Here is a 19673-nt window from a genome sequence, read left to right as displayed (position 1 = left end):
AAATTTCGCCTACAGGTGGAACAGTGTCAGCCTCACTACAATTGAACATTTTTTTGAACAGCAATAAGGAGTTTGCATGTCACCCCTTTCCGCTTCGGACTTTCGCGCACTGCAAGGCACTTGGGAACAAACAGCCCTTGAAGACAGTGGCGTGCTCAACCCCGTGGATGCCCACAGCGCACCGGGAGCGATGACGACAATTGCGGGGGATCGCTTCGAAGTGACCACGGTCAATGGCGAAATATTATTGGCGGGGCGGTTCGTACTGGACGCCAGCACTACGCCCAAAAGCATCACCTGGACGGACGCCATCGGCGAAGATGCAGGCAAGCAACTCCCCGCCAGTTACCGGCTCGACGGCGATGATTTTGTGTTTATCGCAGCGGATGAGGGCATGCCCAGGCCCACCGTGTTCAGCACCGGCCCGGGGCAGACCATGCGCACCTTCGTACGGCGCTCTTGATCAAATGTGGGAGCTGGCTTGCCTGCGATAGCGGTGGGTCAGTCAACTAATCTGTCACTGATACACCGCTATCGCAGGCAAGCCAGCTCCCACAGGTTGGAACGTGGGGCGTCAGGCAGATAGGCGGTGGCTGGCAGGCCGTTACGGGAGCAAGCTCCCTCGCCACAGGTGGACACATAAGCCGTGATTATCCGATTTGATCACGGCATTTTCACAAGGCCTTCACTTTTCGACCTATAAGGTCAGGCCTACCTACTCCAGTGAATCACTTGGCCCGCCCTCTCCTCGCGGGCCTTTTTTTTGCGTGCGCAAACCTTGATCAGCCATCACGCCTGATCGCTGTCATGGTAAAGCACAGGGGCAGTTGCGCGGCCTGATGCTCATATTGATCGTAGAGTTCTTCCCGGTTTGAATGCGGGTATTCCTGCAAATGAGCGATCTGCAACTGCGCTGCGATAGCCCCGCTGACTACATTGCCCAGGGTATGTACATACCAATAGGAGGTCGGCCCGGGCCGCTCATCCTTCCCTTCATAGACAATTGCCTCCTGCAGCACAAAGGGTTCACGCTGGAAGTAAGAACTGGCAGGCAGCATAGGGTTGGCCCCACAGGGGTCAAACATCTCAAGAAAGGGATGGGTTTCGTACATGACCAACGTACCGCCGGGCTTCAGCACACTGGCAACCTGGCGCATGAACAACGCCACATCCGGCATCCAGCCCAGAACGCCGATGGTCACCAGGGCAATATCGAACCGTGCCCGCAAACCCTCGGGCAAATGGTGGATATCGGTCTCAATGAACTCAGGGCTGTGTGGCGAGGCCTCAGCCAACTCCCGCGCCTGTTCAAGAAACGCCCGGGATTGATCAACCCCCACCACCGAACGGGCGCCCAAGCCATACAACGAAAGGCTTTCGCGCCCGTTGTTGCAGCACAATTGCACCACGTCCTTGCCCACCACGCCTACCTCTTGCAGCAAGGTGGTGATGGTCGGGTCCAGGCAGGAAAAATCAGGCTCGGCTACCGAGTCCAGCAGTGCCGCCCAGGTCGCGGTGTCTTTATGCAACCCGGCGGATTCGTCCCAGGCATTTCTATTGCTGGCGATCGCCTCTTGCGCTGAGGGCATGTCCATTGCTTCTCCAGAAATTCATTCCAGTGGGCTTCGGAAAGTAAATTAAATGCGCGCAGGAGGAAACCCTGGCCCACCGCGAAACTTATCACCCAGCCCACCGGTCATTAACCCAACGCGTGTTCAGCCCCTGAACGCCGCTCTTGAAGGTCGCATCGTGGCCCGTCATTCAGACCTGCGCATCGCTTTATCCCTGGACAGCCTGAACTTCTTTCTCGCCGATGTGCGCGACGGTCTCGGACCGTACCTGGCGATCTACCTGCTGGCCGTGCATCAATGGGAGCCGGCCAGCATTGGCGTGGTCATGACCCTGGCCGGCATCGCTGCCTTGTTGACCCAAGGCCTCGCAGGTGCGCTGATCGACCGCACTCGCAGCAAACGTGCGGTGGTAGCCCTTGCCGCGCTGTTGGTGACGGGCAGTTGCCTGATGCTGCCCTTTGTCAGTTCATTTGGCTGGGTGGCGTTGACCCAGGCCGCCAGTGCTGTAGCCGCCTCGGTATTTGCCCCGGCAATTTCCGCCATTTCGCTGGGGATTACCGGGCCGCGTGCCTTCACCCGGCGTACCGGGCGCAACGAGACTTTCAACCATGCCGGCAATGCCGTGGCCGCATTGCTGGCCGGCGGGCTGGCCTACCTGTTCGGGCCGGTGGTGGTGTTCTACCTGATGGCGTTCATGGCCGTCGCCAGTGTCATTGCGGTCAGTTGCGTGCCGGCCAAGGCGATTGACCATGAGGTCGCCCGTGGTTTTGATCCGGCCCATCACACCGACCACGAACAGCCCTCGGGCCTGAAAGCATTGCTGGCCAACCAACCGCTGCTACTGTTTGCCATCTGCTGCGCACTGTTTCACCTGGCCAATGCCGCGATGCTGCCGCTGGTCAGCCAGAAACTGGCGCAGATCAATCTGCAGATGGCCACCCCGCTGACTTCAGCCTGCATTGTCGCCGCACAGTTGGTGATGGTGCCGATGGCCTGGCTGGTCGGGCTCAAGGCCGATATCTGGGGGCGCAAGCCACTGCTGCTTGCCGGTTTCCTGATACTGCCGTTGCGTGGCGTGCTCTATACCCTATCCAGCGACCCATATTGGTTGGTAGCCGTGCAGATGCTCGACGGTATCGGTGCCGGCATTTTCGGCGCCCTGTTCCCGGTGATCGTCAAAGACCTGACTCAAGGCACCGGGCGCTTCAACGTCAGCCTGGGCGCCCTCTCCACCGTATTTGGCCTCGGCGCGGCGCTCAGTAGCAGCCTGGCCGGTTTCGTGGTGCAGCAGGCCGGCTACAACGCGGCCTTCCTGACGTTGGCAGCGGTTGCAGCCGCTGCCTTGATGCTGTTGTGGCTGGCTATGCCTGAGACATTGGCAAAACCATCCTTCGCTCGCCATACAACTGTCGCCTGACATATGCGACAATGCGCGCCAAATTCCAACACACATCCCCAATTTTGTGTTCAGCGACCGGGTTTCGCGCCTTGATGTCGCTGTTGACGCATGCCTGAAGGCACCTGCCGTCACGCTCGCAACCCATTGATAGGTAAAGTAATTGATCTCCACAGCTAACATCACCATGCAGTTCGGCGCCAAGCCGCTCTTCGAGAACGTCTCGGTCAAGTTCGGCGCCGGCAACCGCTATGGTCTGATCGGTGCCAACGGTTGCGGCAAGTCGACCTTCATGAAAATCCTCGGTGGCGACCTCGACCCGTCCGGCGGCCAGGTCATGCTCGAGCCGAATGTGCGCTTGGGTAAACTGCGCCAGGACCAGTTCGCCTACGAAGAATTCACCGTGCTCGACACCGTGATCATGGGCCACGAGGAGCTGTGGAAGGTCAAGGCCGAACGCGACCGCATCTACTCGCTGCCGGAAATGAGCGAAGAAGATGGCATGGCCGTGGCCGAGCTGGAAACCGAGTTCGCCGAGATGGACGGCTACACCGCCGAATCCCGCGCCGGCGAGCTGCTGCTGGGCCTGGGTATTCCCCTGGAACAGCATTTCGGCCCGATGAGCGAAGTGTCCCCCGGCTGGAAGCTGCGCGTACTGCTGGCCCAGGCGCTGTTCTCCGACCCGGAAGTGCTGTTGCTCGACGAACCGACCAACCACTTGGACATCAACACTATCCGCTGGCTGGAAAACATCCTGACCCAGCGCTCCAGCCTGATGATCATCATCTCTCACGACCGTCACTTCCTGAACAGCGTGTGCACCCACATGGCTGACCTGGACTACGGCGAGCTGCGCCTGTTCCCGGGCAACTACGACGAGTACATGACCGTGGCGACCCAGTCCCGCGAGCAATTGCTGTCGGACAACGCCAAGAAGAAAGCGCAGATTTCCGAACTGCAATCCTTCGTCAGCCGCTTCTCGGCCAACGCCTCGAAAGCCAAGCAGGCGACCTCCCGTGCCAAGGCGATCGACAAGATCCAGCTGGCCGAAGTCAAGCCGTCGAGCCGTGTGAGCCCGTTCATCCGTTTCGAGCAGAACAAAAAGCTGCACCGCCAGGCGGTCATGGTCGAAAAAATGGCCAAAGGTTTCGACGGCAAGCCGTTGTTCAAGGACTTCAGCTTCCAGGTTGAAGCGGGCGAGCGCGTGGCGATCATCGGCCCCAACGGTATCGGCAAGACCACCCTGCTGCGCACCCTGGTCAACGAACTGACCCCGGACGCCGGTAGCATCAAGTGGACCGACGCCGCCGAACTGGGCTACTACGCCCAGGACCACGCCCACGATTTCGAAGACGACGTGAGCCTGTTCGACTGGATGGGCCAGTGGACCCAAGGCGAGCAAATGATTCGCGGCACCCTGGGCCGCATGTTGTTCTCCAACGACGAAATCCAGAAGTCGGTCAAAGTGATCTCCGGTGGTGAACAAGGTCGCATGCTGTTCGGCAAGCTGATCCTGCAAAAGCCCAACGTGCTGATCATGGACGAACCGACCAACCACTTGGACATGGAATCCATCGAGGCGCTGAACCTGGCGCTGGAGAACTACCCGGGCACGCTGATCTTCGTCAGCCACGACCGCGAGTTCGTATCGTCCCTGGCCACCCGCATTATCGAGTTGAGCCCTAGCGGCGTGATCGACTTCAGCGGCACCTATGACGACTACCTGCGTAGCCAGGGTGTGGTGTTCTAAGAGCAGCACTGAGCTGCAAGCTACAAGCTGCAAAAAAAAGCCCTGTCCCTGTGACAGGGCTTTTTGCATCCGCACTGTGCCGGGCGCTGATTTTATGGGCCATGCATAACCAGTGTGGGAGCTGGCTTGCCTGCGATAGCGGTGGTTCAGTTAAAGATCACCGATCTGACACACCACCTTCGCAAGCTCGCTCCCACAGGGGCCTCTGTAGGCGTCCCCTCGCTCCTACAGTCGTGCGGGATATGCCATGATGCTTCACCGCCCGCCAGCGATTGAGTATTCATGCCTGCCGCCCCCTCCTCCCTGTCGATCACCCTGCAGATCGTTTCCATCGTGTTCTACACCTTCATAGCCTTTATCTGCATCGGCCTGCCGATTGCGGTGATTCCAGGCTATGTGCACGGGCAACTGGGCTTCAGCGCCGTGGTGGCCGGGGTGACCATCGGTTCGCAGTACCTTGCCACACTGCTCAGCCGTCCGATGGCCGGGCGGATGTCGGATAACGTCGGTACCAAACGCGCGATCGTGCTAGGCCTGGCCGGCATTCTGATCAGCGGTGTACTGACCTTTATCGCCACGCTGCTGGAAAGTCTGCCGAGCTTGAGCCTGGGTATTCTGATCGCCGGTCGCCTGTTACTCGGCGTGGCCCAGGGCCTGATTGGCGTGGGGACCATCAGTTGGTGCATGGGCGCGGTGGGCGCCGAGCACACCGCACGCTCGATTTCCTGGAATGGCATCGCCTCCTACGGCGCGATTGCGATTGGTGCGCCACTTGGCGTGGTGATGGTGGCTGATTACGGCTACACCAGCCTCGGTCTTGCCCTGGCGGTGTTGGCGTCGTTGGGCCTGGTGCTGATCCGCAATAAACCGTCGGTGCCGGTGGTACGTGGCGAGCGGCTGCCGTTCTGGGCGGTGTTCGGGCGTATCGCACCATTCGGCGCCAGCCTGTGCCTGGCTTCGATTGGCTACGGCACGTTGACGACCTTTATCACCCTGTATTACCTGAATCGTGGCTGGGCCGGTGCGGCGTATTGCCTGACGGTATTTGGTGTGTGCTTTATTCTCTCGCGCCTGGTGTTTATCTCAGCCATCAGCCGGTTTGGCGGGTTCACCGCCGCCATCGCCTGCATGCTCATCGAAACCCTGGGCCTGACGCTGCTGTGGCTGGCACCGTCTACCAGCGTGGCCTTGATCGGCGCAGGGTTGACCGGTTTTGGTTTGTCACTGGTTTACCCGGCGCTCGGCGTGGAAGCTATCAAGCAAGTGCCGGACAGCAGCCGCGGCGCGGGGCTGAGTGCGTATGCGGTATTTTTCGACCTGGCCCTGGCGATCGCCGGGCCGTTGATGGGCGCCGTGGCGTTGAATCTTGGCTACGGCTGGATATTCTTCTGCGCCGCGTTGCTGTCGGTCAGCGCGCTCGCCCTGACCGTACTGCTCAGGCGCCGCGCCTACTGATCAGCCGTCTGCAGGCCGGCACGCGTTACCTCACCGAGGGTGCGACTGAAAAAGCGCCCGGCCTCGGAGACCATATCGCGGTGAATCCCTTCACGGTCGACACCATCGGCATCGGTGCAGATGCCCGGCATTGTCGCCAGTTGATCACTGTCGCACGGGGCCATGAATACAAAGTGCCCTGCCCCGGCCAACAGCTTGAAGTCCGGCGGCTCTGGCAGTTTGCGCGCCAGGGCGGCGGCGTTTTTGTCCACCGCCACCAACTGGTCGCCATCGCCACTGTAGAGCAGCACTGGCACATGCACGTCCGCCAGGGTATGGCGGCCGAACATCAAGCTCAGCGGCGCCATCAGCATCAACGCATGGATGCGCGGGTCAGCCTGGGGTTGCAAGTCGTCGCGATCAACCACCAACTCGCCCTTGGTGGTGCACGCGTCGCGGTCTTCGGGGCGTTCCTGGCAGTAGCGGCGCAGGCGTTCGAAATCCGGTTTGGCGCCCGCCAGGATCAATGCCGTTTCGCCACCGGCGGAATAACCGATGACGCCAATCTGATCGACATCGACAAAGGGCGACAGCATCGGATCGGCCAGGGTGGCGGTGATCGCCTGGGATATCTGGATCGGCCGGCCATACAGATTACTTACGGTGCCCAGGCGGCTGTGGTCCTTATAGTTGTCGCCGGGATGCAGGACCGCCACCACTACGAATCCCTTACGCACCAGTGACGTAGCCAGATCGTGCAGGGCCAGGGGCGTGCCGGTGTTGCCGTGGGACAGCATCAGCATCGGAAAACGGCCGATAGCAACCTTGGCATCTTCACTGGCCGCGACCTGATAGGCGCCCAGCGGCGTGGTGCGTTCGGTATCGGTGGAAGGGTAAAACGCGATGGCCTTCATCGGCTGCGAATCCAGCGGGTCGAGCACGCTCATGCGATGAAACCCCACACTCCAATGGGGGTGCGGTGCCGGCGCGGCGTGCACTGAAACCAGGCCGCCCAACAGCGAAAGTACCAAAACAGCACAAAGACGCATCATGGGGACGTCCACCTTTGCTGCACAAGAACCGGCCTGTCGAATAAAAAGTCCAGGGTATCGAATGGATGTGTGCATAACCTGGGCCACAACGAAAAAACTCCGTACTCCGCTCGCGTTCAGGCGATCAGAATACAGAGTTTAGGCGCTCGGTTTCAGAATGAAACCGAGGACAGGGCAAATTTACATAAGCCTTACGCAGCGGCGAACAGTTGCTCGTTGATGCGCACGTTGGCGTCGCTCATGGCTTTGCTGCGCACTTCATCACCGTAGGCCAGGCCTTCAGCGCGAACAATCTCAATGTCGGTGATGCCCAGGAAGCCGAATAGCAGCTTCAAGTAGCCTTCGTGGGCAGCGCCCGAGGCTTGGTCGGCATGCAGACCGCCGGCGGTGGAGACAATAATGACTTTCTTGTTGCCGCACAGGCCTTCAGGGCCGGCTTCGGAGTAACGGAAGGTCTGGCCGGCCACTGCGATGCGGTCAATCCAGGCTTTCAATTGGGTGGGAATGGTGAAGTTGTACATCGGCGCACCGACTACCACGGCATCGGCGGCGAGAAACTCAGCCAGCGACGATGCACTCAGTTCAGCCTCGTGCTTTTGCGCCGCATCGCGCAGTTCGGCAGCAGTGCCCAATGCACCCAGGGTAGCGCCGGAGAAATGGTTGATGCCTTCGCTGGCGAGGTCGCGGTAGGTCACTTCCACACCCGGCTGCGCGGCTTGCCATGCCTTGACCACACCGGCGCTGAGCTGACGGGAGGCCGAGTTGTCGCCGAGGATGCTGGAATCGATGTGCAACAGTTTCATGATGGATCTCCGAGGTGGGATCGACAGTGGCGATCAGATGGTGGTGATGCTACGCATGAAACCAATGGTCGATAAGCCAGCTGAAATGCGATAGTTTGTCCCACTGACAGGACAATAGGCCCACCATGCAAGACCTCAACGACCTCTACTATTTCGCCAAAGTCGTCGAAGCCGGCGGTTTTGCTGCGGCTGGCCGGCTACTCGGCATTCCCAAATCCAGGCTTTCACGGCGCATTGCCGAACTGGAAGACCGCCTGGGTGCACGCTTGCTGCAACGCACCACCCGGCAACTGACGCTCACCGCCGTCGGCGAACGCTACCTGCGCCACTGCCAGGCCATGCTGCTTGAAGCGGAAATGGCCGACGAGGCCGTGGCCAGTATGTCCAGCGAACCACGGGGGCGCTTGCGGGTCAGTTGCCCGGTGGGCCTGGCCCAGCAGATCCTGCCGGAGCTGGTAGCCGGTTTTCTGGCCGCGCACCCGTTGGTGCAGTTGGATATGACCCTGGTGAATCGCCGCGTCGACCTGGTGGCCGAAGGCATTGATGTAGCGCTGCGCGTACGCGAACTGGGCGACGAAGACCCGTTGCTGGTCACCAAACGCCTGCGCCAGGCGCATACCGTGCTGGTGGCCAGCCCCGTTTTCATGCGTGAGCGGCGGGTCGAAACCCTGGAAGACCTCAAGCAGTTGCCAATCCTTGGCGCACTCGAGGCGGACCGAATGGTGCACCAACGCATCATCGACCCCCAGGGCAACATGCACGAGCTAGTGATGGAGGCGCGCCTGGGCATCGAAGACTTTATCGTGCGCAAGGCCAGCGCAATGATGGGCGTGGGCTTTACGGTGCTGCCAATGATGTACTGCGAAGAAGAACTGGCCAGCGGCCGGCTGGTGCAATTGCTACCGGAGTGGTCATTGCCAGGCGGCTGGCTGCAGGCGGTCTACCCGCACCGGCGCGGCGTGCTGCCGGCCATCCGGGCCTGGATCGACTACCTGGAAGAAGGCTTCAAAGGCTGTGGAGATCGGCTGTTATGAGCATGACGGAAGAACAAGTCGCACGTTTTTGCCTGAGCCTGCCAGGCGCACGGGAAGACTATAAATGGGGTGGCGTGCGGGTGTTCTCGATTGCTGGCAACAAGATGTTCGCCTTGCAGAACCTGCGCGGTGAGTCGCTGGCCTTCAAGGTCGACAAAGAACTGTTCCTGGGTCACGTCGACCGCCCGGGCATTCACCCGGCGCCTTACCTGGCGAGGGCGCAGTGGGTCATCATGAACACGCCCTACCCTTTGGGCGCAGAGGAACTGCGCGGCCTGTTGCAGCGCTCCCACCAGTTGGTGGTGAGCAAGCTGCCCAAGCGCACGCAGATTGGCTTGCGGCTAGAGGATTGACAGCAAGGTGCCGCCGAGGAACAGCTGGTCCAGCCAGAACACTTGGTGCAACAGCACAATCACCCAGAACAGCACCTGGTAAGACACCTTGCGCGTCTTGTGCCGGAACACCTGCTGGGCTATCAACGCCCCCGGCCAACCGCCCGCCAACTCCACCGCATGCAGGATGTTTTCCGGGGTGCGCCAGCCTTCGGTCTGCGCCTTGCGCTTATCGCTCCAGTACAAGAAGAACGCAACCACGCTGACCGCGCCATAGGCCATCAACGGAATTACCGTTTCGCCGCGATACCACAGCAACGCCGAGCCCAGCAGCGGCGCGGCACACAGCAGTACAAAGATCAGCGCCTTCAGGCGTGGGTGCTGGATAGTCATGGCTTGACCGCAGTCCAGTCGATCCAGCCGAACTGCCAGGTCACCAGGATCACCAGGCCGAACGCAATCCGGTACCAGGCAAACGCCGCGTAGCTGTGGCTGGCGATGAACTTGAGCAGGGCCTTGACCGCAATCATGGCGAAGATGAACGAGGTGACAAAGCCAATGGCGAACACCGGCAGGTCCGCGGGCTGGAACAGGTCACGGTATTTATAGCCCGAGTACACCGCCGCACCGACCATGGTCGGCATCGCCAGGAAGAACGAGAACTCGGTAGCTGTCTTGCGCGACAGGCCGAACAACAGGCCGCCGATGATCGTTGCACCGGAGCGCGAAGTGCCCGGGATCATCGCCAGGCACTGGGCCAGGCCGACCTTGAGGGCGTCTTTCCAGGTGATGTCGTCGACGGTTTCAGCCCGCACTGCATGTTGACGGCGCTCGGCCCACAACATGATCACGCCACCCACTACCAGGGCAGTCGCTACAGTGATCGGGTTAAACAGGTAGTGCTTGATCAGGTCGGCAAAAATCACCCCCAGTACCACCGCCGGCAACACGGCGATGATCAGGTTGACGGTAAAGCGCCGGGCCTTGGGCTGGGTCGGCAGGCCGATAACCACGTCAAAGATCTTGCGTCGAAACTCCCAGACTACCGCCAGGATCGCGCCCAGCTGGATGATGATATTAAAGGCTTCGAAACGCTCGCCGCCAAAATTGATCAGGTCGGCGACGATGATCTGGTGGCCAGTGCTGGAGATCGGCAAGAACTCCGTAAGCCCCTCGACGATGCCGAGAATCAATGCCTGTATGGCGGTCCAAAAATCCATGCTGTCTCCAAAGGTCATGCACGTGGCATGCCTCATAGTCTTTTTTAAGTTCACTGACGACGAGCGCACACAAGCGCCCGCGGTTGATTCTCAACGCCGGTCTGCAAAAATTCCGTGAAAAATCAGGCAGTACTCAGGTTTTTCGATTCCGGGCCGAAAGCCTATCAGACACGCCGGAAATCTCGAAGCAGCACCACAATTATAAAGAGCAGGGAGTGACAGGACGATGAACAGTTTGCGCAGCATGTCGATCAGCCGCCGCCTTTGGCTGATCCTGATAGTCGCCGTGTTGATGCTGCTGGCCTTGGGGCTGTTGATGCTCAACCAGATCCACGGCGACCTCTACCAGGCCAAGCGCCAGCAGACCCAGCACGTGGTACAGACCGCCAGTGGCGTACTCAGCTATTACCAGAACCTGGAGAAAACCGGCGTACTGACCCGTGACGCCGCGCAACAACAGGCCCTGAGCGCGGTGCGCGGCCTGCGTTATGACCACGATGATTACTTCTGGATCAACGACCTCACCCCCGTGATGATCATGCACGCGGCCAACCCCAAGCTCGACGGCCAGAACCTCTCGGCGATTCGCGACCCGGACGGTTTCGCCGTGTTCAACGAATTCGTGAGCCTGGCCAAGGCCAAGGGCGCCGGCATTGTCAACTACCGCTGGCCGAAGCCCGGCGCCGAAGCGCCGGTAGAGAAAACCTCGTACATCCAACTGTTCGAACCCTGGGGCTGGATTATCGGCTCCGGGGTCTACGTGGACGATGTGCAGGCTGAATTCAGGGGCCAGGTGTGGAAAGCCTCGGCCATTGGCCTGGGCATTGCGTTGATGATGGCCGTGCTGGTGGTACTGATCGCTCGCAGCATCGTGCAGCCGTTGCAGGCGGCGGTGAATGCCATGGGCAATATCGCCAGCGGCGAAAGCGACCTGACCCACAGCCTCGACACCCACGGTCGTGACGAACTGACCGCACTGGCCCAGCACTTCAATAGCTTCACCGCCAAGCTGCGCCAGGTTGTCGGCCAGTTGCAGGTGTGCGCGAACGCCCTGGGCCAGTCGTCCACCGAGCTGGGCCACAACGCCAGCCAGGCCCATGACCGCAGCCAGCAGCAGTCGCAGCAGATGGAACTGGTGGCCACCGCCATCAACGAAGTCACTTACGGCGTGCAGGACGTAGCGAAGAATGCCGAACACGCCGCCAGCGAAATGCGCGATGCCCAGGCCCAGGCACAACAGGGCCAGGTCAACATCGACGGCAGCTTGCAGCAGATCGACCAGCTCTCCACCACCATCAGCCAGGCTGTGGAGGTGATCCGCACACTCTCCAGCGAAAGCACGCAGATCGGCGGGGTACTGGAGGTGATCCGCTCCATCGCCGACCAGACCAACCTGCTCGCCCTCAACGCCGCCATCGAAGCCGCCCGCGCCGGGGAGCAAGGCCGTGGGTTTGCGGTGGTCGCCGATGAGGTGCGGCTGCTGGCCCAGCGCACGCAGAAATCCACCGCCGAGATCCAGGTAATGATCGAGCGCCTGCAAGGTCACTCGGAAGCGGCGGTCAAGGTCATCAGCGACAGCCACAGCGCCTCGCAACTGACCATCGAGCAAGCCGGCCAGGCCGGTGCAAGCCTCACCGCCATCGGCCAGGCACTGCACAACCTCAACGGCCTGAACGCCTCGATTGCCAGCGCCACCCTGCAGCAGGCCCATGTGGTGGAAGACATCAACCAGAACGTCACCCAAGCGGCCGGGCTGTCCCACAGCACGGCGCTGGCGGCGGAGCAATCGAGCGTGGCGAGTGCGCAGTTGCGTGGCTTGAGTGAGCAGCTTGATGGGTTGCTGCGCCAATTCCGAATCTAGCGCTGATTAGCCTTTTGTAGGAGCGAGCTTGCTCGCGAAAAACCCATAGGCACCGCGGTTATTCAGACAATACGCGGTAACCTTGACGATCTTCGCGAGCAAGCTCGCTCCTGCAGAGGGCAATGACGCATTGCTGTGTTTGATGATCGGTGAGCTCTGGGTACAATCACCGCCCTCTCCCACTCTCCCAAGGATCCGCCATGTCCGGGCTTGAACTGTTCGCCGCCGCCCTGGGGGTGATCGCTGTCTGGCTGACGGTCAAACAAAACCCCTGGTGCTGGCCCATCGGCCTGGTGATGGTGTTGCTCTACACCTGGGTGTTTTTCGAGGTCAAGCTCTACTCGGACATGCTGCTGCAAGTGGTCTACGCGGCGCTGCAAGTTTACGGTTGGTGGCAGTGGACCCGCGCTGGCGAGGTCAAGCAAGGCCGCCAGGTCACCAGCCTGAAAGCGCCGGCAATCATGGCCAGCCTGGCTGCGGGCGCCGTCGGCAGTCTGCTGCTGGGCGCCGCCATGGCCCACTGGACTGACGCCGCCCAGCCCTGGCTCGACGCCGCCCTCACCGGCTTCAGCCTGGTCGCGCAGATGTGGATGGCGCAAAAACGCGTGCAGTGCTGGCCGTTGTGGATTGTGGTGGATGTGATCTTCGTCGGCCTGTTCCTCTACAAAGGCCTCTATCTCACGGCTGCACTCTATGCATTGTTTACCGTGATTGCCGTGCAAGGCTGGCGCGAGTGGCGCGCCGACCCGGCGTTACGCGCATGAAAGTGGTGGTATTGGCGGGCCCCGAATCCAGCGGCAAGAGCTGGCTGGCGGCGCAGTTGCACGCGCGCTTCGGCGGGTTGATGGTGGGGGAATATGTGCGGTACTTCATCGATCAGCATCAGCGCGACACCACCCTGGCGGATATCCCGGCCATTGCCCAGGGCCAGTTGGCCTGGGAGGATGCCGCCCGCGCCAAACGCCCCGCCTTGCTGATCCTCGACACCCACCTGCTGACCAACAAGCTCTGGAGCCAGACCCTGTTCGGCGACTATCCCGGCTGGCTTGATGACGAACTTCTGGCGCGGCATTACGACCTGCACCTGCTGCTCTCACCCGAGGATGTGGAATGGAGTGCCGACGGCCAGCGCTGCCAGCCGGAACTGGCGGATCGCCGGGCGTTTTTTCAGGCCAGCCTGGAGTGGATGCAGGAGCATCGACAGCCGCTGGTGGTGATTGGCGGGGGTTGGGAACAAAGGCGCCAGGCGGCATTTGCCGCAGTAACCCAGCTGCTCAAGCCCTGACACTCTTCCCTGTGGGAGCGGGCTTGCTCGCGAATGCTCTGTATCAGCTAGCACAGGCATAGACTGACCCACCGCTTTCGCGGGCAAGCCCGCTCCCACATTTCTTACCGTACCAGGCGTTAGTAGCCCAACGACAACCCCGTATTGCGTCGCGGGTCATTGGCCCCATAGAAGCGGTTGTTACCCACCGGCTTGCCATCCAGAGCAGGCGCACCGACCAGGATCGCCGCCAAATGGTTGGCATCTTGGGGACCTGCAAACTTATGGCCCCAGCTCTCGAGAATCTTCTGGGTATCCGGGCTCACGGCAAACGTCTCAAGGTTGGTGGTCTCAGGCATCCACTGCTGGTGGAAGCGCGGCGCGTCCACGGCTTCCTGGATATTCATCTTGTAGTCGATGACATTCAGGATGGTCAGCAAGGTGGCAGTGATGATGCGGCTGCCCCCCGGTGTACCGACCACCATCACCGCCTTGCCGTCCTTGGTGACGATGGTCGGGCTCATCGACGACAGCGGCGCCTTGCCCGGTGCGATGGCGTTGGCTTCGCCCTGTACCAGCCCGTACATGTTCGGCACGCCGACCTTGACGGTGAAGTCGTCCATTTCATCGTTGAGAATCACCCCGGTCTTGCTCGCCATCACCCCGGCACCAAACCAGTCGTTGAGGGTATAGGTCACCGAGACCGCGTTGCCCCATTTGTCGACGATGGAATAGTGGGTGGTGTTATTGCCTTCATGGGGCGATACACCCGGTTTGATTGCCTGGGAATCACCGGCCTTTTGCGGTTCGATCGCCGCACGTAGCTTGGCCGCGTAGTTCTTGTCCAGCAGATGCTCGATGGGGTTCTTCACGAAGTCCGGGTCACCGAGATAGCTGTTGCGGTCCACGTAGGCGTGGCGCATCGCTTCGATCTGGTAGTGCAGGCCCTGGGCCGAGTGATAGCCCAGGTCGGCCATTGGGTAGCCTTCGAGGATATTCATGATCTGGCAGATCACCACACCGCCGGAGCTGGGTGGCGGCGCCGAGACCACATGGTAGCCACGGTAGTCGCACTCGATGGGGGCCAGTTCGCGGGTTTTGTAGGCGTCGAGGTCGGCCTGGGTGATGATGCCTTTGCCGGCCTGGCTGGAATCCACTACAGCCTTGGCGACCCAGCCTTTATAGAAACCGTCGGTGCCCTTGGCCGAGATTTCCTTGAGGGTCTTGGCCAGGTCCTTCTGCACCAGCTTCTGGCCTACCTGCATCGGCTCGCCGTTATGCAGGAAGATGCCACGCATATCCTGGTCTTTTTCGAACTCACCGGTGGCGGTGTGCAGCAGGTCGATATCGCCCTGCTCCAGCTCAAAGCCGTTTTCCGCCAGCTTGATCGCCGGGGCAATCACTTGGGCGCGCTTGAGGGTGCCGTATTTGCTCAGGGCCAGCTCCATGCCGGACACCGTGCCCGGTACGCCGACCGCCAAATGGCCTTTGGCGCTGAGGCCTTCGACCACATTGCCGGCCTTGTCGAGGTACATATCGGCCGTCGCCGCCAACGGGGCTTTTTCGCGGAAGTCGAGGAAGGTCTTGCGCCCGTCCGCCAGTTGCACCGTCATGAAACCGCCACCGCCCAGGTTGCCCGCCGCCGGGTACACCACCGCCAGTGCGTAACCCACTGCCACCGCCGCATCGACCGCGTTGCCGCCGGCCTTGAGCACATCGACCCCCACATGGGTTGCCAGGTGCTGGGCCGTGACCACCATGCCATTTTCACCCGCAACCGGGGCTTGGGAAGCTGCATGCACCCCGTTGATCGTTAATACCAGCGCGGTAGCAATCAAGGTGTGACTCAAGGGTTGGTATTTCATCCATGGCTACTCTGATTATTGAGATGCACCAAAATAGCCCCTCGCTGATTCAATCCCCAGCGCAATGGCGTTTTTATTACAGAACTTGTCGGTCATGGAACGCACACCGCTGTGCAAGGCGGCAATCAGCTCTGGCCTATAAAATTAATGGCGCTAGAATCGGCGCCATTCTTTCGCCGCCGCCCTGATACGAGCCTGTCCATGAGCTTTGATTTCGACACGATCCACCCACGCTTCGATACCGGCAGTACCAAGTGGAGCCGTTACCCGCAAGACGTTCTGCCGATGTGGATCGCCGACATGGACATCGCCGCGCCGCCCGCCATTTTGCGCGCCCTGCACGCGCGCCTGGACCAGCAGATTCTCGGCTACAGCGTGGCCGGCCCGGACGTGCGCGACGCCATCGTCGCTGACCTGTGGGCCAAGTACGCCTGGCGCGTGCAGCCCGAAGAACTGTTGTTCCTGCCCGGCGTCGAGCCTGGCTTCAATATGGCCCTGCACGCATTCGTCCAGCCCGGCCAGGCGGTGGTGCTGCAAACCCCCAACTACCGGCCGATTCGCCTGGCGCCGGGCAACTGGAATCTGCCACGCATCGAAATGCCGTTCGAGTTGATCAACGGCGAATACGTCACGCCTATGCCTCCGATGCGCCAGGCATTGAGCGGTGCCGGTGCGTTGCTGCTGAGTAATCCGCACAACCCCATCGGCAAGGTATTTCCCCGGGAGGAACTGACGGCGGTAGCCAATGCCTGCCTGGAAGCTGGCGCGCTGATCATCAGCGACGAGATCCACGCCGAGCTGTGCTTCGACGGCCGTCGCCACATCCCCACCGCCAGCCTAAGCCCAGAGATTGCCCAGCGCACCATCACGCTGATGTCGGCGAGCAAGGCTTATAACGTGGCCGGCTTGAAGACCTGCTTTGCGGTGGTCCAGAACGCGGCAGTGCGCGAGCGTTTCAATAACGCGCGCTGCGGCATGGTCGACAGCGTCAGCCCCCTGGGCCTGGAAGCCACCCGTGCCGCCTACAGCGAATGCGCCGACTGGCTCAGCGCGCTGGTGCCGTACCTGCAAGCCAACCGCGACTACCTGCTCGATGCCGTAAAGACCCGCTTGCCTGGTGTGGTGATGCATGCACCACAGGGCACCTTCCTGGCGTGGCTCGATTGCAGCGCTCTTGGCCTGGATGACCCGCAGCAGTTTTTCCTTGAGCAGGCCAAGGTCGGCATGAGCGCGGGGATCGAATTCGGTGATGACAGCCAGCAGTTCGTGCGCCTGAATTTCGGTTGCCCACGGGCGATGCTGGAGGAAGGTATGCAGCGCATGGAACGTGCCTTGCGCCAGCGCTAACCTGCCCGACGAGGCATTCGTGGGAGGGGCAGGCAATCCCCTCCCACATTATTCATTCACAACTTGGCGATGGACACTTCAGTCGATTTCACGAAGGCAATCACTTCACTGCCCACCTTCAATTCCAGATCACGCACCGAGCGTGTGGTAATCACCGACGTCACAATGCCAGACGCGGTTTGCACATCGATTTCCGACACCACTTCCCCCAGTAGAATCTCCTTGATCACGCCTTTGAACTGGTTGCGCACGTTGATCGCTTTGATGGTCATGTCGGCTTTCCTTTTGGCTGTTGGGTCAATCCGCACGAATGCGCAGGCCCTCAAATTGCGCCTCGATAGAAAAGATTAAAAGGAATAAATATCTATTTATCTATTCCATAAAGACATATGAAGTAAATATTCTTCGTCCCCCATCTGCCCGGCGCCCAACGTTCGGCAGCGACTTATAACCGCACATCTTGTGCGTTGACCAACCTTGTTACACACCATATAGTGTGCCCACAAACAAATCAGACCACTACATAGTGTGCAGAATCGGTATTTACCGACCACACTCAGCGCAGTATTTCAATGCCTGGTAGCCTGCAAATCGCACATTTTTTGGACGGGTTGAACACCGTCAGAACGGATCAGAAGGGAGTATTTCAATGCTGAGTTGGGATGAAGTCGATAACGAAGACACCGGTGCAGCGGTGATCAAAGGCGCCAACGCCGGCCACGCCACCGAAGCCAACATGGACCGCCTCGACGGTGCCGGCGCCGCTGCCGCCGTGGAAGCCCGCGCCGTCACCGCCAACGACTCCGCCGCCATCGTGCGCGCCAAGGCCGCCCTGGACAAACTCGACGTCGCCGAAGGCCTCGCCGAACTCGAAGGCGCCTCCGCCCGCGTCGCCGTTGACGAAAAGCGCATGATCAACTGCCGCGCCGACCTCAACCAACTCGTGCCATTCAAGTACGACTGGGCCTGGCAGAAGTACCTCGACGGCTGCGCCAACCACTGGATGCCGCAAGAGGTCAACATGACCGCCGACATCGCCCTGTGGAAAAACCCCGAAGGCCTGACCGACGACGAACGCCGTATCGTCATGCGCAACCTGGGCTTCTTCTCCACCGCCGACTCCCTGGTGGCCAACAACCTGGTGCTGGCCGTGTACCGCCTGATCACCAACCCGGAGTGCCGCCAGTACATCCTGCGCCAGGCCTTCGAAGAAGCGATCCACACCCACGCCTACCAGTACTGCATCGAATCGCTGGCCATGGATGAAGGCGAGATCTTCAACATGTACCACGAGATTCCATCGGTGGCCAAAAAGGCCGCCTGGGGCCTCAAATACACCCGCTCGATCTCCGATCCGAAGTTCGAAACCGGCACCGTCGACACCGACAAAGAGCTGCTGCGCAACCTGGTCGCCTACTACTGCGTGCTGGAAGGCATCTTCTTCTACTGCGGCTTCACCCAGATCCTGTCCATGGGCCGCCGCAACAAAATGACCGGCGTGGCCGAGCAGTTCCAGTACATCCTGCGCGATGAGTCGATGCACCTGAACTTCGGTATCGACGTGATCAACCAGATCAAAATCGAAAACCCGCACTTGTGGGATGCCGAGATGAAAGAAGAAGCGACCCAGATGATTCTGCAGGGTACGCAGCTGGAGATCGAATACGCTCGCGACACCATGCCGCGTGGGGTGCTGGGCATGAACGCGGCGATGATGGAGGATTACCTCAAGTTCATCGCGAACCGTCGCCTGTCGCAGATCGGCTTGAAGGAAGAGTACCCAGGCACCACCAACCCGTTCCCGTGGATGAGCGAGATCATGGACTTGAAGAAAGAGAAAAACTTCTTCGAGACCCGTGTGATCGAGTATCAGACCGGCGGCGCGTTGAGCTGGGACTGAATCAACACGAACCAAAAAATGTGGGAGCGGGCTTGCCCGCGATAGCGGTGTATCAGTCACGGATGTACCCACTGACACACAGCTATCGCGGGCAAGCCCGCTCCCACATTGGCTATTGTGATCCATAGACTTTGCAAGTAAGCCTTTATGCCCAACCACACCATCAAAACCCCCTGCGTCGGCCTGTGCTCCACCGTCTACGGTGACCTGGTCTGCCGGGGCTGCAAGCGTTATCACCACGAGGTGATCCAGTGGAATGGCTATAACGCCGAGGAAAAACAGGCGGTGTGGCTGCGCCTGGAGCAGTTGCTGGTGCAGGTAATGGCCAGCAAGCTGGAAGTGTTCGACCCGCACTGCCTGCGACAGCAGTTGGAAGCGCGCAAGATTCGTTTTATGCCGCACCAGTCGCCGTATTGCTGGGCATACCAGTTGATTGCGCGGGGTGCGCGGGTGATTTCCAGGCTGGATGCCTATGGTTTGACGCTGTTACCGGAGTTTCGTGAACGCCACCTGGCAGATTTGCGCGATGCGATAGATCGAGAGTTTTTTCTGCTGTCCGAGGCACATTACGAACGCTATATCGCCCCGGTTTTCTTGAAAGAGTCATTCGGCCCGGCGCTGATTGCCACGCGCTGACCCAAATCGCAAACACTGCGGGAACGCGGTACAGCGCTGGACCTGTGGCGAGGGAGCTTGCTCCCGTAACGGCCCTGACAGCCGACGATGATCCAACTCACGCTCCGCGATCCAAAGTAGATAAGCGTCGACTATCAGGCCGTCATCGCAGGCAAGCCAGCTCCCACAGTTGGATGCCGGGGCTTCAGGTAGATAGGGGTCGGCTGTC

General features: G+C 60.4%; 19 protein-coding genes. 12 read left to right on the top strand and 7 right to left on the bottom strand.

The window, feature by feature from the left end; translation table 11 throughout:
* The first annotated feature begins 76 nt into the window (after window positions 1–76).
* Window positions 77–463: a TIGR03067 domain-containing protein gene (locus tag AC07S6_RS08405; protein WP_495112076.1), complete on the top strand. Its 387-nt coding sequence runs from the start codon at window positions 77–79 to the stop codon at window positions 461–463.
* Window positions 464–782: 319 nt separating this feature from the next.
* Here the strand turns inward: AC07S6_RS08405 and AC07S6_RS08400 are convergent, their stop codons facing one another.
* Window positions 783–1595 carry a class I SAM-dependent methyltransferase gene (locus tag AC07S6_RS08400; RefSeq protein WP_495112075.1) on the bottom strand — a complete coding sequence of 271 codons (813 nt, stop codon included), beginning with the start codon at window positions 1593–1595 and terminating at the stop codon, window positions 783–785.
* A gap of 154 nt (window positions 1596–1749) precedes the next feature.
* Here AC07S6_RS08400 and AC07S6_RS08395 point away from each other — a divergent pair, with 154 nt between their 5' ends.
* From AC07S6_RS08395 to AC07S6_RS08385, 3 genes are all read left to right on the top strand, one after another.
* On the top strand, window positions 1750–2988 hold the full coding sequence (locus AC07S6_RS08395; protein WP_495112074.1) for an MFS transporter: 1239 nt from the start codon (window positions 1750–1752) through the stop codon (window positions 2986–2988).
* A gap of 142 nt (window positions 2989–3130) precedes the next feature.
* Window positions 3131–4717, top strand: coding sequence for an ABC-F family ATPase (locus AC07S6_RS08390; RefSeq protein WP_003191057.1), 1587 nt, complete (start codon window positions 3131–3133; stop codon window positions 4715–4717).
* 282 nt (window positions 4718–4999) lie between these two features.
* Window positions 5000–6172, top strand: a complete 1173-nt coding sequence (locus AC07S6_RS08385) for an MFS transporter (protein WP_181125269.1) — start codon at window positions 5000–5002, stop codon at window positions 6170–6172.
* On the opposite strand, the gene AC07S6_RS08380 is transcribed toward AC07S6_RS08385, so the two are convergent.
* On the bottom strand, window positions 6166–7203 hold the full coding sequence (locus tag AC07S6_RS08380) for an alpha/beta hydrolase family protein (protein ID WP_495112073.1): 1038 nt from the start codon (window positions 7201–7203) through the stop codon (window positions 6166–6168). The two genes, AC07S6_RS08385 and AC07S6_RS08380, sit on opposite strands and share 7 nt — an antisense overlap.
* Before the next feature lie 191 nt (window positions 7204–7394).
* Entirely contained in the window at window positions 7395–8006 is a 612-nt protein-coding gene (locus AC07S6_RS08375; protein WP_034127345.1) for an FMN-dependent NADH-azoreductase, read from the bottom strand.
* Between the two features lie 125 nt (window positions 8007–8131).
* On the opposite strand from AC07S6_RS08375, the gene AC07S6_RS08370 reads away from it, so the two are divergent.
* Both AC07S6_RS08370 and AC07S6_RS08365 read left to right on the top strand, forming a co-directional pair.
* Entirely contained in the window at window positions 8132–9040 is a 909-nt protein-coding gene (locus AC07S6_RS08370; protein WP_034127344.1) for a LysR substrate-binding domain-containing protein, read from the top strand.
* Window positions 9037–9393, top strand: a complete 357-nt coding sequence (locus AC07S6_RS08365) for an MmcQ/YjbR family DNA-binding protein (protein WP_034127343.1) — start codon at window positions 9037–9039, stop codon at window positions 9391–9393. Before AC07S6_RS08370 ends, AC07S6_RS08365 begins: the two co-directional genes overlap by 4 nt.
* Here AC07S6_RS08365 and AC07S6_RS08360 read toward each other — a convergent pair.
* Both AC07S6_RS08360 and AC07S6_RS08355 read right to left on the bottom strand, forming a co-directional pair.
* Window positions 9382–9765 (bottom strand): DUF1294 domain-containing protein, encoded by a 384-nt coding sequence (locus AC07S6_RS08360; protein WP_197880389.1) that lies wholly within the window; start codon window positions 9763–9765, stop codon window positions 9382–9384. The two genes, AC07S6_RS08365 and AC07S6_RS08360, sit on opposite strands and share 12 nt — an antisense overlap.
* The gene (locus AC07S6_RS08355; protein ID WP_236452692.1) at window positions 9762–10592 is read right to left on the bottom strand and encodes an undecaprenyl-diphosphate phosphatase; all 831 of its coding nucleotides are present in this window, start codon (window positions 10590–10592) and stop codon (window positions 9762–9764) included. The genes AC07S6_RS08360 and AC07S6_RS08355 overlap by 4 nt, the downstream gene beginning before the upstream one ends.
* Window positions 10593–10818: 226 nt before the next feature.
* Here AC07S6_RS08355 and AC07S6_RS08350 point away from each other — a divergent pair, with 226 nt between their 5' ends.
* The 3 genes from AC07S6_RS08350 to AC07S6_RS08340 all read left to right on the top strand — a co-directional run bounded on the left by AC07S6_RS08350 (window position 10819) and on the right by AC07S6_RS08340 (window position 13738).
* Window positions 10819–12453, top strand: a complete 1635-nt coding sequence (locus tag AC07S6_RS08350; RefSeq protein WP_034127340.1) for a methyl-accepting chemotaxis protein — start codon at window positions 10819–10821, stop codon at window positions 12451–12453.
* Window positions 12454–12653: 200 nt separating this feature from the next.
* Complete coding sequence (gene pnuC / locus AC07S6_RS08345) at window positions 12654–13217, top strand: nicotinamide riboside transporter PnuC (protein ID WP_495112072.1); 564 nt, start codon at window positions 12654–12656, stop codon at window positions 13215–13217.
* Window positions 13214–13738 carry an AAA family ATPase gene (locus tag AC07S6_RS08340; protein ID WP_054895941.1) on the top strand — a complete coding sequence of 175 codons (525 nt, stop codon included), beginning with the start codon at window positions 13214–13216 and terminating at the stop codon, window positions 13736–13738. The genes pnuC and AC07S6_RS08340 overlap by 4 nt, the downstream gene beginning before the upstream one ends.
* A gap of 119 nt (window positions 13739–13857) precedes the next feature.
* Here the strand turns inward: AC07S6_RS08340 and ggt are convergent, their stop codons facing one another.
* Window positions 13858–15582 (bottom strand): gamma-glutamyltransferase, encoded by a 1725-nt coding sequence (gene ggt, locus AC07S6_RS08335; protein ID WP_138763747.1) that lies wholly within the window; start codon window positions 15580–15582, stop codon window positions 13858–13860.
* A 201-nt stretch (window positions 15583–15783) separates the two neighbouring features.
* On the opposite strand from ggt, the gene AC07S6_RS08330 reads away from it, so the two are divergent.
* Window positions 15784–16929 carry a MalY/PatB family protein gene (locus AC07S6_RS08330; RefSeq protein ID WP_495112071.1) on the top strand — a complete coding sequence of 382 codons (1146 nt, stop codon included), beginning with the start codon at window positions 15784–15786 and terminating at the stop codon, window positions 16927–16929.
* Between the two features lie 56 nt (window positions 16930–16985).
* Here AC07S6_RS08330 and AC07S6_RS08325 read toward each other — a convergent pair whose 3' ends face one another.
* Entirely contained in the window at window positions 16986–17201 is a 216-nt protein-coding gene (locus AC07S6_RS08325; protein WP_003173733.1) for a TOBE domain-containing protein, read from the bottom strand.
* A gap of 377 nt (window positions 17202–17578) precedes the next feature.
* On the opposite strand from AC07S6_RS08325, the gene AC07S6_RS08320 reads away from it, so the two are divergent.
* On the top strand, window positions 17579–18829 hold the full coding sequence (locus AC07S6_RS08320) for a ribonucleotide-diphosphate reductase subunit beta (RefSeq protein ID WP_032892020.1): 1251 nt from the start codon (window positions 17579–17581) through the stop codon (window positions 18827–18829).
* Window positions 18830–18976: 147 nt separating this feature from the next.
* A complete protein-coding gene (locus AC07S6_RS08315) occupies window positions 18977–19465 on the top strand; it encodes a DUF1289 domain-containing protein (RefSeq protein ID WP_168224474.1) in 489 nt (162 codons plus the stop codon).
* Window positions 19466–19673 lie beyond the last annotated feature (208 nt).

The sequence above is a fragment of the Pseudomonas sp. GW821-FHT07B01 genome (assembly GCF_059419065.1).
Note: the sequence above shows the minus strand (reverse complement) of the source record. Positions and strands in the feature narration are given on the sequence as shown.

What these genes read in the sequence shown, in the direction of transcription:
- AC07S6_RS08405 (WP_495112076.1), top strand. Translation starts at nt 77, where the DNA reads ATGTCACCCCTTTCCGCTTCGGACTTTCGCGCACTGCAAGGCACTTGG.
- AC07S6_RS08400 (WP_495112075.1), bottom strand. Translation starts at nt 1,595, where the DNA reads ATGGACATGCCCTCAGCGCAAGAGGCGATCGCCAGCAATAGAAATGCC.
- AC07S6_RS08385 (WP_181125269.1), top strand. Translation starts at nt 5,000, where the DNA reads ATGCCTGCCGCCCCCTCCTCCCTGTCGATCACCCTGCAGATCGTTTCC.
- AC07S6_RS08380 (WP_495112073.1), bottom strand. Translation starts at nt 7,203, where the DNA reads ATGATGCGTCTTTGTGCTGTTTTGGTACTTTCGCTGTTGGGCGGCCTG.
- AC07S6_RS08375 (WP_034127345.1), bottom strand. Translation starts at nt 8,006, where the DNA reads ATGAAACTGTTGCACATCGATTCCAGCATCCTCGGCGACAACTCGGCC.
- AC07S6_RS08370 (WP_034127344.1), top strand. Translation starts at nt 8,132, where the DNA reads ATGCAAGACCTCAACGACCTCTACTATTTCGCCAAAGTCGTCGAAGCC.
- AC07S6_RS08365 (WP_034127343.1), top strand. Translation starts at nt 9,037, where the DNA reads ATGAGCATGACGGAAGAACAAGTCGCACGTTTTTGCCTGAGCCTGCCA.
- AC07S6_RS08360 (WP_197880389.1), bottom strand. Translation starts at nt 9,765, where the DNA reads ATGACTATCCAGCACCCACGCCTGAAGGCGCTGATCTTTGTACTGCTG.
- AC07S6_RS08355 (WP_236452692.1), bottom strand. Translation starts at nt 10,592, where the DNA reads ATGGATTTTTGGACCGCCATACAGGCATTGATTCTCGGCATCGTCGAG.
- AC07S6_RS08350 (WP_034127340.1), top strand. Translation starts at nt 10,819, where the DNA reads ATGAACAGTTTGCGCAGCATGTCGATCAGCCGCCGCCTTTGGCTGATC.
- pnuC (WP_495112072.1), top strand. Translation starts at nt 12,654, where the DNA reads ATGTCCGGGCTTGAACTGTTCGCCGCCGCCCTGGGGGTGATCGCTGTC.
- AC07S6_RS08340 (WP_054895941.1), top strand. Translation starts at nt 13,214, where the DNA reads ATGAAAGTGGTGGTATTGGCGGGCCCCGAATCCAGCGGCAAGAGCTGG.
- ggt (WP_138763747.1), bottom strand. Translation starts at nt 15,582, where the DNA reads ATGAAATACCAACCCTTGAGTCACACCTTGATTGCTACCGCGCTGGTA.
- AC07S6_RS08330 (WP_495112071.1), top strand. Translation starts at nt 15,784, where the DNA reads ATGAGCTTTGATTTCGACACGATCCACCCACGCTTCGATACCGGCAGT.
- AC07S6_RS08325 (WP_003173733.1), bottom strand. Translation starts at nt 17,201, where the DNA reads ATGACCATCAAAGCGATCAACGTGCGCAACCAGTTCAAAGGCGTGATC.
- AC07S6_RS08320 (WP_032892020.1), top strand. Translation starts at nt 17,579, where the DNA reads ATGCTGAGTTGGGATGAAGTCGATAACGAAGACACCGGTGCAGCGGTG.
- AC07S6_RS08315 (WP_168224474.1), top strand. Translation starts at nt 18,977, where the DNA reads ATGCCCAACCACACCATCAAAACCCCCTGCGTCGGCCTGTGCTCCACC.